The organism is Streptomyces sp. NBC_00631, from assembly GCF_045206895.1.
Classification (GTDB): Bacteria; Actinomycetota; Actinomycetes; order Streptomycetales; family Streptomycetaceae; genus Streptomyces.
In genome coordinates, this window is sequence record NZ_CP107734.1 from 3,874,250 (window position 1) to 3,886,453 (window position 12,204).

Below are 12,204 nucleotides of genomic sequence, written 5' to 3' on the forward strand. Positions count from 1 at the left end.
CGTCTGAGGCGACCATCGGAACGAGAGTTGAACCAGGTTCAAAAATTACTTCGCGTAACGTCCGCTAAGGGACATCACCAGGGATGCATCGCCCTTTGATAACAACGCAATAACTCAAACCTCGTACTGATCGGTATGGCGCCACTTAGGCTGCGGCACCGGGACCGCTTTCCCGAACTGCTCGGAGTTGCCCCCATGAACCCTCGTCGTAGTAACAGCTCGCTTCCCAAGCCAGGCCGCTCGGCCTATGGGATGGCGTCCGCTGTCGTCCTGCTGCTGATACCCATCGTCGTCCTGCTGGGAGGCGACTGGCTGCAGCAGTTCCTGAACTTCGGTGCGGGCGTCCTGGCGCTCGTCTGTCTGACCTGCTCGTGCATCTGGGGCCTGGTGGCCCAGGACCGCATCCTCCTCAACATCCGCCAGCGGATCGTGGCCCAAGCCATCCACCGGGTCACCGCGGTGGCCTCGATCGCGTTCCTGCTCGTGCACATCGGCGTGAAGATCGCGCTGGACCACGCCGACTGGATCGCCGCTCTGATCCCCTTCGGCTGGCTGGTCACAGGAGGCGGCGGCGCGAACCCGGGCAGCGCCACCCTCGTCGGCATGGGCTCCCTGGCCGCCTACCTCATGATTTTCGTGGGCATCACCGGCGCGTTGCGCAACCAGTTCGCCGCGCCCGCCGTGGTGGCCGCCCGCTGGCGCGCGATGCACATGCTGGCCTACCCGGCCCTGTGCTTCGCCCTGCTCCACGGTCTCTTCGCGGGCCGCCCGGCAAAGACGTTCTTCATGGTGTCGTACGAGCTGTGCCTGGCCGGGATCATGGCGGCACTCGCCCTGCGCGCCGCGCCCCGCCCGTTCAAGCGCCGCTTCGCCGACCGGCTCGTCACGCTCCTCGGGGACTCCGAGCGGTCCCGTCTGAACGATCTCGACGCGAGCCGTGCCCGAGTCGGCGAGTCCGGCCTTCCCGGCTACGACGCCCCGCGCGAGCGCGACCCCAGGCCCTCGCGCGCCGAGACCGCGTCCACGCAGTCGAACCCGCTGTTCCCGTCCGCCGCCCCCGCCCCCGAGCCGGCCTCCGGCTTCGCGGCCGCCTACCGGGCCACGAACACGCCGGGGCAGCCCCAGTCGCCGTTCGCGGCAGGCCAGACCGCGCGCATGGAGCGTGTCGACGGCCCGTCCAGCACCTCGGGCAGCTGGCCGATCCCGTCCCCTCCCCCGGTCGGCGAGGCGCCCCCGTCGGCGTACGACCCGCTCCGGGACACCGGATACAACATCCCGGCCTATGGCAATCCGGGCGCCGCGGGCACGAACGGACGTGATGTGTACGACACGGGTGAGACGAATGCCCGGTACGGGACGTACAACTCGAATGACACGTACAACAGCGGTCCCGCCAACGAACCAGCGCCCGGTGCGTCCTTCGACGCCCCGGGTTCGGGCGAACCTTGGAACACGCCTTCCGGAGGCTATAGGTGAACGAGGCCCTGCCCGACGTACCAGAAGTCCGCGTGGTCGGCCTTCCACAGCTCACGTCAGGCTTCGACCTTGTCGAAAGACTCGATCTGCCCATGCACCTCAAGGTGCACGGGCCGCTTGAACCCTTGGGCGGGGAGCAGCTCGCGCAGCTCTCCGAACGCATCAACCTGAGGGGCCGCGGCGGCGCGGGCTTCCCCTTCCACAAGAAGCTGCGCTCGGTCGCCGAGGCAGCGATCAAGCGCGGTGTACGACCGGTCGTCGTCGTCAACGGCAGTGAGGACGAGCCGGCCTGCCGCAAGGACACGGTGCTGATCAACCGTGCCCCGCATCTGATCCTGGACGGTGCGCTGCTGTGCGCCGAGGCGCTGGGTGCCCGCACGCTCGTGGTGGGGGTCACCCGGGAGTCCACGCAGCGCTCCATGGAGCAGGCGCTCGCCGAGCGCGGCCTGAGCAACGGCCGGCGTTCGGCGCTGAAGGCGTTCGTCCAGCGCAACCCGGTCCGCATGGTCACCGGCGCCGCCGCGTCACTGATCCGCTCGATCGACGGCGGCCCCGCGATCCCGCCCGGCCGCAAGACCAGTGCCTCGCAGAACGGTGTCGGCGGCGCGCCCACGCTGCTGTCGAACGCGGAGACGTTCGCGCAGCTTGCGATCGCCGCCCGGATCGGCCCGGAGCGTTACGGCAACACCGGCCTGTACGACGAGCCGGGCACCGTCATGCTGACGGTCTCCGGCGCGGTCGCCCGCCCCATGGTGATCGAGGTGCCCACGGGCGTGCCGCTGCGCTACGTCCTGCAGCTGGCCGGGGCCCCGCCGGTGCCGCAGGGGGTGCTGACCGGCGGCTACCACGGCAAGTGGATAGACGCGGCCACGGTCAACGAGGCGATCGTCTCGCGCAACTCGCTCGACGCGGTGGGCGGTGCGCTGGGCGCGGGCGCCATCCTGCCGATCACGCAGGAGACCTGTCCGCTGGGCGAGTCGCTGCGGGTCGCCCAGTGGCTCGCGGAGGAGAGCGCGGGACAGTGCGGTCCCTGCTACCTGGGTCTGCCGGCGGCCGCGCGCGGCATGGAGGACATTCTCAACGGTGGCGGACCGGCCGCTCTGGAGGCGCTCAAGCAGGTCGCGAAGAACGTGAAGCGGCGCGGCGCGTGCTCGCACCCGGACGGTTCCGCGATGTTCCTTGAGTCGACGATCAAGGCGTTCACCGACGACCTGGCCGCGCACGTTCTCGGAAACGGCTGCGGACGGCCCGTGGAGGGCGTTCTGCCGCTCTTCGAGGACGGCAAGATGCCCACCGGCATTCCGGGCGGCGGAGAGCCGGAGGACAACGGTGGCGGCAGCCGCCAGAAGATCTACGTCGACTGGACGCTGTGCCGGGGCCACGGCCTGTGCGCGGACATCCTCCCGGAGGTCTTCGAGCTGGGCGCGGACGGTTTCCCGACGGTCGCGCAGGCGAAGGTGCCCCGGTTCGCGGAGGCCAAGGCGCTGCGCGCGGTGCGCCGCTGCCCGGCGCTCGCCCTGCGCCTGGAGGAGGACACGCGCTCGCAGGCGCCGGCCAAGAACCTGCCGGTCCTCTCGCAGGGCCGCGGCCGCCGGGCGCTGGGACGCTGATCGCGTACTTCACCGCACGCATGTGGGGCGGGTCACCCTGGCCGGGTGGCCCGCCCCACGCGCGCGAAGAGCCGGAATGCTGCGGAAAAACGTCGAAGGCGGACCATCCGTTCGGATGGTCCGCCTTCGACTTCTGTGGAGCTAAGGAGAATTGAACTCCTGACCTCCTGCATGCCATGCAGGCGCTCTACCAACTGAGCTATAGCCCCTTGTTTTGGTCCGCCCGGTTTCCCTGGCGGCGACGCCAACATTACACGGTCGACGGGGTGCACCACCAAATCGTTTCCGTTCTGTGCGGATACGGGGGCTAGTGTCGGACTTCGTGACCGTGATCGCGTTCTCCGAGACCCGGCGCCGGGTGCCGGTGGCCCTGGGGGCGTGTCTCCTGTCGTTCACGGCGTTCTGGGTGGCCCAGCGGGCCGCGCAGGTGTCGATGATCGACCTGATGGTCTACCGGGCGGAGGGGGCGACCGTCCGCGCGGGCGGCGATCTCTACGCGCTGCGTACGACGGCGGCTCATCTGCCGTCCACGTACCCCCCGTTCGCGGCGCTGTTGTTCACTCCGCTGACGCTGCTGGACGTCGCGAGCATGCGCACGCTCGCGACGGCGGGGAACCTCGTCCTGCTGCTGGTGTTCGTCGGCCTGTCCATGCGGCTCGTCGGGCACGCGCGCGTGGAGCGCGTCCTGTGGGTCGCGGCGGCGGCGGTGTGGTGCGAGCCGGTCTGGACGACCGTGCGCTACGGGCAGATCAATCTGGTGCTGGCCGTACTCGTGCTGTGGGATCTGTCACGCCGTCCCTCCGAACGCCCGGGCCGCTGGGCGGGGGTGGGGGTGGGGCTCGCGGCCGCGGTCAAGCTGACGCCGGCACTTTTCGCGGTGTTCCTGCTCGCCACGGGCCTGGCCGCGCGCTTCGCAGGACGGGACGGGGGCCCGTGGCTCCGGCACGCACGCGGGGCGGGGACCGCGTTCGCGGGGGCGACCCTGCTGGCGGCGGCCGTCCTGCCGTACGACTCGTGGCACTTCTGGACCGGGATGGTCTTCCGGACGGGGCGGGTGGGCCGGGCCGAGGAGACCGCGAATCAGGCCCTGCGCGGCGTTCTGGCGCGTTTGCTGCACACTCCCGAGCCGGGAGCCCTCTGGGCCGCCGCGGCGGCCCTGACGGCCGTCCTGGGGCTCGCGGTGGCGGTGACGGCGGAGTTGCGGGGCCGGCGGGCATGGGCGGTGGCCGTCTGCGCGGTGACCGCGCTGCTGATCAGCCCGGTGTCCTGGTCGCACCACTGGGTGTGGTGCGTGCCGGTGGTGCTGCTGCTGTGGACGCGCGGGTGGCGGACGGCGGCCGCGGGCACGGTGCTGGTCTTCTGCTCGTACGCCCTGTGGTGGGTGCCGCACGGGCACGGGCGGCCCGAACTGCACCAGGGAACCGTCGCGTTGACGCTGTCGGGCCTCTACACCGTCACCGGGCTGCTGTTCCTCGCGCTTGCCCGGACATCGTTGCCGAAGCCGGGCCCCGCTCAGGCCGTGACGAACGAATAGAACCGCTTGAGCGTGCAGTGCTCTTCGAGGAGCCGGCCGTAGATCGGCTCGCCCTCCAGCTCACGGTAGGTCTCGATCGGGTCGCCTTTTATGATCAGCGCCCGCGCGCATTCCTCGCACCAGTACTGGTAGTCGGGGTTGATCGGCTCCATGTCGCGGACGATCGGGGTGCCGCTCCCGCACCAGTCGCATTTCCGCCTGTGTGCACCCATCGATCAGCTCCAGCTGTGGCCGCAGGCCGTGCACACGTAGGAGATCCCGCCGTTGTCACCCAGCACTTGGGCGACATGTGCGGAACCGCAGGAAGGGCAGAGCAGCCGGGTGATCGTGTCCCGTATCAACGCCGCACCGAGGAGGTAGCCGCCCTCCTCAAGGATGCTCGCAGGCATCGCTACTCCTCCCGTCGGGCCGCGCCCCCTTCCGGCCGTTTGATTCTGCCACGGCCGGACCAATACGGTCAGCGACGCCTCAGTACCAGTCCGGACACGGCACCCGCGGCCGCCGTCGCGGCGAGCGCCCATGCGCAGGCTGACAGCGCCTCCGCAGAGGTATACGCCCGCGGGCCCCCAAGTGACTCAAGCCGGTTCAAGAACAGTGTGCCGAACGCGGCGACACCGATGAGCTGACCGAGCTGGGTGACGGTCGCGAGGAGTCCGCTGGCGTCCGCCGCCTCCTCGGGGCGCACGGTTGCGAGCGCGCCGGTGAACGTGGGGCTGAACGCGAGCGCGAGCCCCGCGCCCGCGCCGGCGTACGCCACATAGCGCTGCACGCCCCCGTCGCCGCCCCCGTGGAAGGCCAGCCCGACGCCGGTCACGCCCAGTGCGGTGAGCACGAACCCGGCGGGGGTCAGCGCCCGCTGCCAGGCGGCCGGCCACCTGCGCCAGGTGAGGGCGACCGCGCCGAAGACGACGGCGGTCGGCACGAAGGTGAGACCGGCACGCAGCGCGCTGTAGCCGAGGCCGCTCTGGACGTGCAGGGTCAGGGTGAAGACGTGACGACGTGACGACGGGGGCGTGAGGATGGCGAGGGCATCACACCGCCGCAGGCCGGAGCTGGCCGCGTTCCTGCGCAGCAGGCGGGCCCGGGTGCAGCCGGCGGACGTCGGGATGCCGCCGGGGCTGCGGCGGCGCACGCCGGGCCTGCGCCGGGAGAGGTCGCCCAGCTCTCCGGCGTGGGTGTGACCTGGTACACGTGGCTGGAGCAGGGCCGGCCGATCAACGCGTCGGCGCAGGTGCTGGACGCGTGGCGCGGACGCTGAGGCTGGACCCGCCGGAGCGGGAGCATCTGTACCGGCTGGCGGAGGTGCCGTTCGCCCCGGTGCCGGAGGGGCTGTCCCGGTCGGTCGGCGCGGAGGTGCAGGGCATCCTCGACGCGCTCGAACCGCTGATGGCGGTGGTGTACACCTCGCGCTACGACGTGCTGGCCGCCAACGCCGCCTACCGGGATCTGTTCCTGGTGCCGGAAACCGTGCGGACCGGCGTGCCGAAACGTGCTGTGGACGCTGTTCACGGTCTCGGAGGAAGCCTGCCCGGTGGTGCACCGGGGGCGTGAACTGCCGGTGATGGTGGCGACCCTGCGGTCCTCCTACGGCGGACATGTCGGCGAGCCCGCCTGGGAGGTCTTCATACGGGCGGCGCTGTCCCAGGCCAGCCAGTAATTCGCCCAGTTGTGGGCGAACGGGGCGGTGGCGCAGCCGGGGCCGCGGGTGAAGACGTTCCGTCATGAGGCGGTGGGCGAGCTGCGGATGACGTCGCAGTCGCTGTCGATCGACGGGGATGCCGGAGGCACGGATCGTGGTCTACACGCCGGAGGACGAACGGTCTCGGGAGCAGACGGCGTCGCTGCGGGAGCGCAGGCAGCGGCTGTGGCCGGTGGAGGAGGAGATCACCGAGATCATCCGGGACTGGAACACAAGAAATCCCGCCCTCTGAAGAGGACGGGATTCTCATCACCGGTTTTTGACAACTCGGCAGTGTGTGGAGTGTCGATCTGTGGAGCTAAGGAGAATTGAACTCCTGACCTCCTGCATGCCATGCAGGCGCTCTACCAACTGAGCTATAGCCCCTTGCGTTCTTCCCGTCTTTCCGCTCGGCGGGGCGAACAAGAAGAACTTTAGCCTGCGACCTGCCGGAAAGTGAAATCCTGGTCCCGGCGAGGTCAGGTGGCCGGCGGATCCTCAGTCGTCGTCGCCGAGGACGGGCTCCGGGAGGGTGCCGGCGTTGTGTTCCAGGAGCCGCCAGCCGCGGGCGCCTTCGCCGAGCACGGACCAGCAGCAGTTGGTGAGACCGCCGAGGCTCTCCCAGTGCTGTGATTCCAGGCCGAGGAGGCGGCCGATGGTGGTGCGGATGGTGCCGCCGTGGCTGACCACCACGAGGGTGCCGTCCTCGGGGAGCTTCTCGGCGTGCCGGAGCACGACGGGGGCGGCCCGGTCGGCGACCTCGGTCTCCAGTTCGCCGCCACCGCGGCGCACCGGCTCGCCGCGCTTCCAGGCGGCGTACTCGTCGCCGTGGCGGGCGATGATCTCCTCGTGGGTGAGGCCCTGCCACACGCCCGCGTAGGTCTCCCGCAGCCCCTCGTCGAGGATCACGTCGAGGGAGGTGAGGGCGGCGAGCTGGGCGGCCGTGTCAGCGGCCCGCCGCAGGTCGGAGGAGACGATCGTGTCCGGGCCCAGGGAGGCGAGCAGACGGGCCGCGCGGCGGGCCTGGCCGATGCCGGTCTCGGTGAGCTCGACGTCGGTGGAGCCCTGGAAGCGGCGCTCCACGTTCCAGGCGGTCTGTCCGTGCCGCCACAGGATGATGCGGCGGCCGCGGCCCCGATGGTCGGTCACCTCGCCTGTGGCGCTCATCACCACTCCCCGTCCGGCTCGCCGGTGTCGTCGGCGGCCTGCAGCCTGGCGTGCTCCGCCGCCTTGCCGCGGGTGGCCTTGGCGTCGGCCGGCAGCTCGATCTCGGGGCAGTCCTTCCACAGCCGCTCCAGGGCGTAGAAGACGCGCTCCTCGCTGTGCTGGACGTGGACGACGATGTCGACGTAGTCGAGCAGGATCCAGCGGGACTCACGGTCGCCCTCGCGGCGCACCGGCTTGGCGCCGAGTTCCTTCTGCAGGCGTTCCTCGATCTCGTCGACGATCGACTTGACCTGGCGGTCGTTGGGCGCGGAGGCCAGCAGAAAGGCGTCCGTGATCGACAGGACGTCGCTGACGTCGTAGGCGATGACGTCGTGGGCGAGCTTGTCGGCGGCCGCCTGGGCGGCGGCGGTGATGAGCTCGATGGAACGGTCGGTTGCGGTCACTACGTGGCTTTCCCTCGGCGGTCGTTTGACCTCAAGGGTCTCACGGACCGCCGGGCGCACCCCACGTGATTACCGCGTCACGTGGGGTGCGAGGGCCGATTGTTCAGGAGGAGGACGGCTTGTAGTCCTGGCCGAGGACGACCGAGACGTCGGCGCCCGAGCCGACCGTGCCCTTCTGGACGGCGCCGGTGGCGAGGCCGAGGGTCTTGGCGACCTCGGTGGCGTTCTCCTTGTCGGCGGCGTCGGAGTACAGCACCTTGGAGGTGGCCTGCGTGCCGGCGGCCGTGCCGCCTTCCAGGAAGGTGTAGCCGCCGTTGACGAGGACCACGCGGGCCTTCTCGGTGTCGTCCTTGACGCCGGTGGCGTTCTGGACGGAGACGCGGACCGCGGAGCCCGCCGACGGGCTCTTGGCGGTGCCGCCGAGGATGTCCTTGACGACGCTGGAGCTGGTCTGGGCCCTGAGGGTGCCGTCGCTCTGCACGGGCAGCAGGGCGGTCTTGTAGTCGCCGCCCTTGGCGAGGTCGGCGAGTTTGGCGAGGAAGGTGCCGAGGTCCTTGTCGGTGAGGGACGGGTCGAGGATCTGCGCGAGGGTCTGCACGGTGGTCGTCGCGGCGGAGGCGTCGGAGGACATCTTGCGCAGCACGCCCTGCATGACCTGCCCGAATCGCTCCAGCTGGGCGTTCTGGGCCTCGCCGGAGGCGCGGTAGGTGGCGTAGGCGACGGCGGCCTTGCCGCCGAGGGTCTGGTCCTTGCCCTGGTGGACCAGGGGCTCCTCGCTCTTCTTCTTGGCGTCCGGGTCGGGGACGTCGGCGTTGGTGTCGATGTCGATGTTGCCGACGAGTTCGACGAGGTTCTGCAGGTAGGGGGTGTCCAGGCGCCAGGTGCCCTCGATGTTGGTGCCGAGGACGGTGTCGAGCTGGTCGCGGGTGCCGGAGGAGCCGTCGTCGTCGACGGACTTGGCGAGGGTCGTGGTGGTGCCGTCGTCGTCGGTGAGGGCGAGGGAGTTGGGCAGCAGGACGGTGCTGCCCTGCTTGGTGGTGGTGTTGTCCACGAGCAGCACGGTCGAGGTGCCGCCACCGCCGGTGTTGTGCAGGTGGACGACGATCACGTCGCGTTTCTGGGCGGCCGCGGAGGTCGTCGTGCCGGCCTTGGTGCCGGAGGAGGACAGGCCGGGGAGTTTCCCGGCGTACCAGAGGTAGCCGACGCCGCCGGTGGCGGCCAGGGCGAGGACGACGACCAGGGCGATCATGCGGCTGCGGGCGCGGCGCCTGGCCTCCTCGCGGCGCTCGGTGCGGTTCTCGGTGAAGTTCAGCCAGTCGATGACGTCCTCGGAGTCACCGTCGGGCTGTTCGACGAACGAGAACTGGCCGGTGTGGTAGTCCCGTTCGCCGTCGTCCTGCCGGGGAGCGGCGGACTGGTTGCCGTCCTGCCGGGGAGCGGCGGACTGGTCGGCCGGTCCGGCCTGCTGGGGGATGTGCGCGGTCTGTTCGGCGACCCGGGGCTGCCGGCCGCTGGTGGCCGCCTGTCCGTAGGGGTCGTAGGCGGCGTGGCCGCCGGTGCCGTACGGGTCGTACGGGTCGTACGCGGGCGTGGCCGGCTGCTGCCCCGTGTCGTGGACGGGCGCCTGCTGCCCGGTGTCGTAGGACGGCGCGGCCTGCTGTGCGCCGCCGGCGTACGGGTCGTAGCCGTAGCCCTGACCCTGACCCTGCCGGCCCGCGTAGGGGTCGTAGGTCTGCTGCTGTTGCGCCGGGATCTGGCGGTACACCGGCTGTCCGTACTCGTCGTAGCCGACGAGTTCGTACTGGTCGTTTCCGTAGCCCGCGTCGTATCGGTCGTTCACCGGTGCCCCTCTCGGCTCACTCGCCGCGGTACAGCTCGCGCTTGTCGATGTAGCGCACGACTCCGTCGGGCACCATGTACCAGATGGGGTCGCCCTTGGCGACTCTCGCACGGCAGTCTGTGGAGGAGATGGCGAGCGCGGGAACCTCCACCAGCGAGACGCCGCCCTCGGGGAGACCGCGGTCGGTCAGATGGTGGCCGGGCCGGGTGCAGCCGATGAAGTGGGCCAGGGAGAAGAGTTCCTCGGAGTCCCGCCAGGTGAGGATCTGGCCGAGCGCGTCGGCGCCGGTGATGAAGTACAGGTCGGTGTCGGGGTTGAGGGCGCGCAGGTCGCGCAGGGTGTCGACGGTGTAGGTGGGGCCGCCGCGGTCGATGTCGATGCGGCTGACGGAGAACTGCGGGTTCTCCGCGGTCGCGATGACCGTCATCAGGTAGCGGTCCTCGGCCGGTGAGACGGCGCGGGCGGTCTTCTGCCACGGCTGCCCGGTGGGCACGAACACCACCTCGTCGAGGTGGAACTGGGCGGCGACCTCGCTGGCCGCCACGAGGTGGCCGTGGTGGATCGGGTCGAACGTTCCGCCCATGACGCCGAGGCGGCGTTTGCCGGTGTGCGCGGGACCCGCCGGCGTGTACCGCGGGGTCGTCACCGTGTCGTCGGCGTGGTCGGCCTCGTCATTCGCCGGACCGGTAGGCATGTCCTGCTCTCCCATGCGTGCAGACCCTACCGGCCCGGTCCGTGGGCCCCGCCCGGAGGACCGGTGCCGGGCTCGGCGTCCGGCTCAGCGGTCGCGGTTGAAGCGGGTGGTGATCCACAGCAGGAGCAGCAGGATGACGAAGGCGCTGCCGCCCGTGACGGCCGGGTTGAGGCTGTTGTGGTTGCCGCCGTGCTCCTCGCCTTCGGCGGCGAGGGTGACGAACTGGGCAGCGGCGCTGTGAAGATTCATCATCTGCGGCAGGACCTATCGCGTGTGGACGGGATAAAGATGTCGGCTCATCGTATGCGGGCGGCCCGGCGGCGATCACGCCGACTCCTCCGTCGGGCCGACGTCCGGAACGATCCCGGCGGCTCAGTCGTCCTTCTGTTTGTACCCGCGCAGCAGGAACCAGGCGGTCAGTGCGCAGCCGACGAACATGACGACGAGGACGACCCGGAGCAGATCGCCCGAGCCCTGTTGCTGGGCGGCGCTCGCGGCCTGGGCGAGCCAGGCGGCCCGGGGGTGGTGCTCCATGAGGACTCCTTCGGCTGTACTGCCCGTCCACGGTATCTCCGCCTAGGCTGGGCCCTGCTTCGGGGGCACACAGTGGGCACTCACGCACCTGGGGGATGACATGTCCGACGACGGCCACGAGGAGAACGGGCACGAGCGCGTGCCGAGCAGGCAGCGCAGGCGGTTCCCGGGGATCTCCTCGCGTGCGTACGAGCATCCGGCGGACCGTTCGGCGCTGGTGGCGCTGCGGAAGCTGAGCGGCTTCGACGCGGTGTTCAAGGCGCTCAGCGGGCTGCTTCCGGAACGCAGCCTCAGGCTGCTGTTCCTGTCCGACTCGGTCCGGGTCTCCGACCAGCAGTTCGCACACCTGAACGACATGCTGCGGGACGCCTGTTACATCCTGGACCTGGAGAAGGTCCCGCCGATGTACGTGACGCAGGATCCGCAGCCGAACGCGATGTGCATCGGGCTGGACGAGCCGATCATCGTGGTGACCACGGGTCTGGTGGAGCTCCTCGACGAGGAGGAGATGCGGGCGGTCGTCGGTCATGAGGTGGGGCACGCGCTGTCCGGTCACTCGGTGTACCGGACGATCCTGCTGTTCCTGACCAGCCTCGCCCTCAAGGTCGCCTGGATCCCGCTGGGGAACCTGGCGATCCTGGCGATCGTGACGGCCCTGCGGGAGTGGTTCCGCAAGTCGGAGCTGTCCGCCGACCGGGCGGGTCTGCTGGTGGGCCAGGACGTGCGGGCCTCCATGCGCGGGCTGATGAAGATAGCCGGCGGCAACCACCTGCACGAGATGAACGTGGACGCGTTCCTGCAGCAGGCCGAGGAGTACGAGGCGGGCGGTGACCTGCGCGACTCGGTGCTGAAGATCCTGAACGTGCTGCCGCGCTCGCACCCCTTCACCACGGTCCGCGCGGCCGAGCTGAAGAAGTGGGCCGAGTCCCGCGACCACCAGCGGATCATGGACGGTCACTACCCGCGGCGCACCGAGGACAAGGGCACCTCGGTCAGCGACTCGTTCAAGGAGTCCGCGGCGAGCTACGCCGGCGATGTGAAGAGCTCCAAGGACCCGCTGATGAAGCTGGTCACGGACATCGCGGGCGGGGCGGGCGGTCTGGGCGGCCGGGTCAGGCGCGGCTTCGAGGGGTTCACGAGCGCGCCGCCGAACGACGCGTCCCCGAACGACGCGTCCCCGAAGGACGCGCCGCCGCAGGACACTCCCCCGCAGGGCGGCGAGGAGTAG

12 protein-coding genes, 2 tRNA genes and 2 pseudogenes are annotated in these 12,204 nt (G+C 70.4%); 5 read left to right on the forward strand and 11 right to left on the reverse strand.

What is annotated here, in order from left to right:
• The first annotated feature begins 252 nt into the window (after positions 1 to 252).
• Positions 253 to 1,476, forward strand: a complete 1,224-nt coding sequence (locus tag OHB00_RS17710) for a cytochrome b/b6 domain-containing protein (RefSeq protein ID WP_406435871.1) — start codon at positions 253 to 255, stop codon at positions 1,474 to 1,476.
• Positions 1,473 to 3,086: an NADH-ubiquinone oxidoreductase-F iron-sulfur binding region domain-containing protein gene (locus OHB00_RS17715; protein WP_406435872.1), complete on the forward strand. Its 1,614-nt coding sequence runs from the start codon at positions 1,473 to 1,475 to the stop codon at positions 3,084 to 3,086. Before OHB00_RS17710 ends, OHB00_RS17715 begins: the two co-directional genes overlap by 4 nt.
• A 136-nt stretch (positions 3,087 to 3,222) precedes the next feature.
• Here OHB00_RS17715 and OHB00_RS17720 read toward each other — a convergent pair.
• Positions 3,223 to 3,295, reverse strand: a tRNA-Ala gene (locus OHB00_RS17720).
• Positions 3,296 to 3,408: 113 nt separating this feature from the next.
• Here OHB00_RS17720 and OHB00_RS17725 point away from each other — a divergent pair.
• Positions 3,409 to 4,620, forward strand: a complete 1,212-nt coding sequence (locus tag OHB00_RS17725; protein ID WP_406435873.1) for a glycosyltransferase 87 family protein — start codon at positions 3,409 to 3,411, stop codon at positions 4,618 to 4,620.
• Here the strand turns inward: OHB00_RS17725 and OHB00_RS17730 are convergent.
• The 3 genes and pseudogenes from OHB00_RS17730 to OHB00_RS17740 form a co-directional block, all read right to left on the reverse strand.
• Positions 4,599 to 4,832 carry a hypothetical protein gene (locus OHB00_RS17730; RefSeq protein ID WP_006136074.1) on the reverse strand — a complete coding sequence of 78 codons (234 nt, stop codon included), beginning with the start codon at positions 4,830 to 4,832 and terminating at the stop codon, positions 4,599 to 4,601. The genes OHB00_RS17725 and OHB00_RS17730 overlap by 22 nt on opposite strands.
• Positions 4,833 to 4,835: 3 nt before the next feature.
• Positions 4,836 to 5,009 carry a hypothetical protein gene (locus OHB00_RS17735; protein WP_406435874.1) on the reverse strand — a complete coding sequence of 58 codons (174 nt, stop codon included), beginning with the start codon at positions 5,007 to 5,009 and terminating at the stop codon, positions 4,836 to 4,838.
• Positions 5,010 to 5,077: 68 nt separating this feature from the next.
• Positions 5,078 to 5,611, reverse strand: a pseudogene (locus OHB00_RS17740) (MFS transporter); the annotation flags it as partial.
• Between the two features lie 28 nt (positions 5,612 to 5,639).
• Between OHB00_RS17740 and OHB00_RS17745 the strand changes: the two are divergent.
• Positions 5,640 to 6,551: pseudogene (locus tag OHB00_RS17745) on the forward strand (helix-turn-helix transcriptional regulator).
• A 61-nt stretch (positions 6,552 to 6,612) separates the two neighbouring features.
• Here the strand turns inward: OHB00_RS17745 and OHB00_RS17750 are convergent.
• The 7 genes from OHB00_RS17750 to OHB00_RS17780 form a co-directional block, all read right to left on the reverse strand.
• Positions 6,613 to 6,685 (reverse strand) — tRNA-Ala (locus OHB00_RS17750).
• 111 nt (positions 6,686 to 6,796) lie between these two features.
• Positions 6,797 to 7,465, reverse strand: coding sequence for a histidine phosphatase family protein (locus OHB00_RS17755; protein ID WP_406435875.1), 669 nt, complete (start codon positions 7,463 to 7,465; stop codon positions 6,797 to 6,799).
• The gene (rsfS, locus tag OHB00_RS17760) at positions 7,465 to 7,908 is read right to left on the reverse strand and encodes a ribosome silencing factor (protein WP_406435876.1); all 444 of its coding nucleotides are present in this window, start codon (positions 7,906 to 7,908) and stop codon (positions 7,465 to 7,467) included. The genes OHB00_RS17755 and rsfS overlap by 1 nt, the downstream gene beginning before the upstream one ends.
• A 103-nt stretch (positions 7,909 to 8,011) precedes the next feature.
• Positions 8,012 to 9,748 carry a LytR C-terminal domain-containing protein gene (locus tag OHB00_RS17765; protein ID WP_406435877.1) on the reverse strand — a complete coding sequence of 579 codons (1,737 nt, stop codon included), beginning with the start codon at positions 9,746 to 9,748 and terminating at the stop codon, positions 8,012 to 8,014.
• Between the two features lie 16 nt (positions 9,749 to 9,764).
• The gene (gene nadD, locus OHB00_RS17770; protein WP_406435878.1) at positions 9,765 to 10,457 is read right to left on the reverse strand and encodes a nicotinate-nucleotide adenylyltransferase; all 693 of its coding nucleotides are present in this window, start codon (positions 10,455 to 10,457) and stop codon (positions 9,765 to 9,767) included.
• 69 nt (positions 10,458 to 10,526) lie between these two features.
• Entirely contained in the window at positions 10,527 to 10,694 is a 168-nt protein-coding gene (locus OHB00_RS17775; RefSeq protein WP_406446378.1) for a hypothetical protein, read from the reverse strand.
• 120 nt (positions 10,695 to 10,814) lie between these two features.
• Positions 10,815 to 10,976 (reverse strand): hypothetical protein, encoded by a 162-nt coding sequence (locus tag OHB00_RS17780; RefSeq protein WP_406435879.1) that lies wholly within the window; start codon positions 10,974 to 10,976, stop codon positions 10,815 to 10,817.
• 100 nt (positions 10,977 to 11,076) lie between these two features.
• Between OHB00_RS17780 and OHB00_RS17785 the strand changes: the two genes are divergently transcribed.
• Positions 11,077 to 12,204, forward strand: a complete 1,128-nt coding sequence (locus OHB00_RS17785; protein WP_406435880.1) for a M48 family metallopeptidase — start codon at positions 11,077 to 11,079, stop codon at positions 12,202 to 12,204.

What these genes read in the sequence shown, in the direction of transcription:
- OHB00_RS17710 (WP_406435871.1), top strand. Translation starts at nt 253, where the DNA reads ATGGCGTCCGCTGTCGTCCTGCTGCTGATACCCATCGTCGTCCTGCTG.
- OHB00_RS17730 (WP_006136074.1), bottom strand. Translation starts at nt 4,832, where the DNA reads ATGGGTGCACACAGGCGGAAATGCGACTGGTGCGGGAGCGGCACCCCG.
- OHB00_RS17735 (WP_406435874.1), bottom strand. Translation starts at nt 5,009, where the DNA reads ATGCCTGCGAGCATCCTTGAGGAGGGCGGCTACCTCCTCGGTGCGGCG.
- OHB00_RS17755 (WP_406435875.1), bottom strand. Translation starts at nt 7,465, where the DNA reads ATGAGCGCCACAGGCGAGGTGACCGACCATCGGGGCCGCGGCCGCCGC.
- nadD (WP_406435878.1), bottom strand. Translation starts at nt 10,457, where the DNA reads ATGGGAGAGCAGGACATGCCTACCGGTCCGGCGAATGACGAGGCCGAC.
- OHB00_RS17775 (WP_406446378.1), bottom strand. Translation starts at nt 10,694, where the DNA reads ATGATGAATCTTCACAGCGCCGCTGCCCAGTTCGTCACCCTCGCCGCC.
- OHB00_RS17780 (WP_406435879.1), bottom strand. Translation starts at nt 10,976, where the DNA reads ATGGAGCACCACCCCCGGGCCGCCTGGCTCGCCCAGGCCGCGAGCGCC.
- OHB00_RS17785 (WP_406435880.1), top strand. Translation starts at nt 11,077, where the DNA reads ATGTCCGACGACGGCCACGAGGAGAACGGGCACGAGCGCGTGCCGAGC.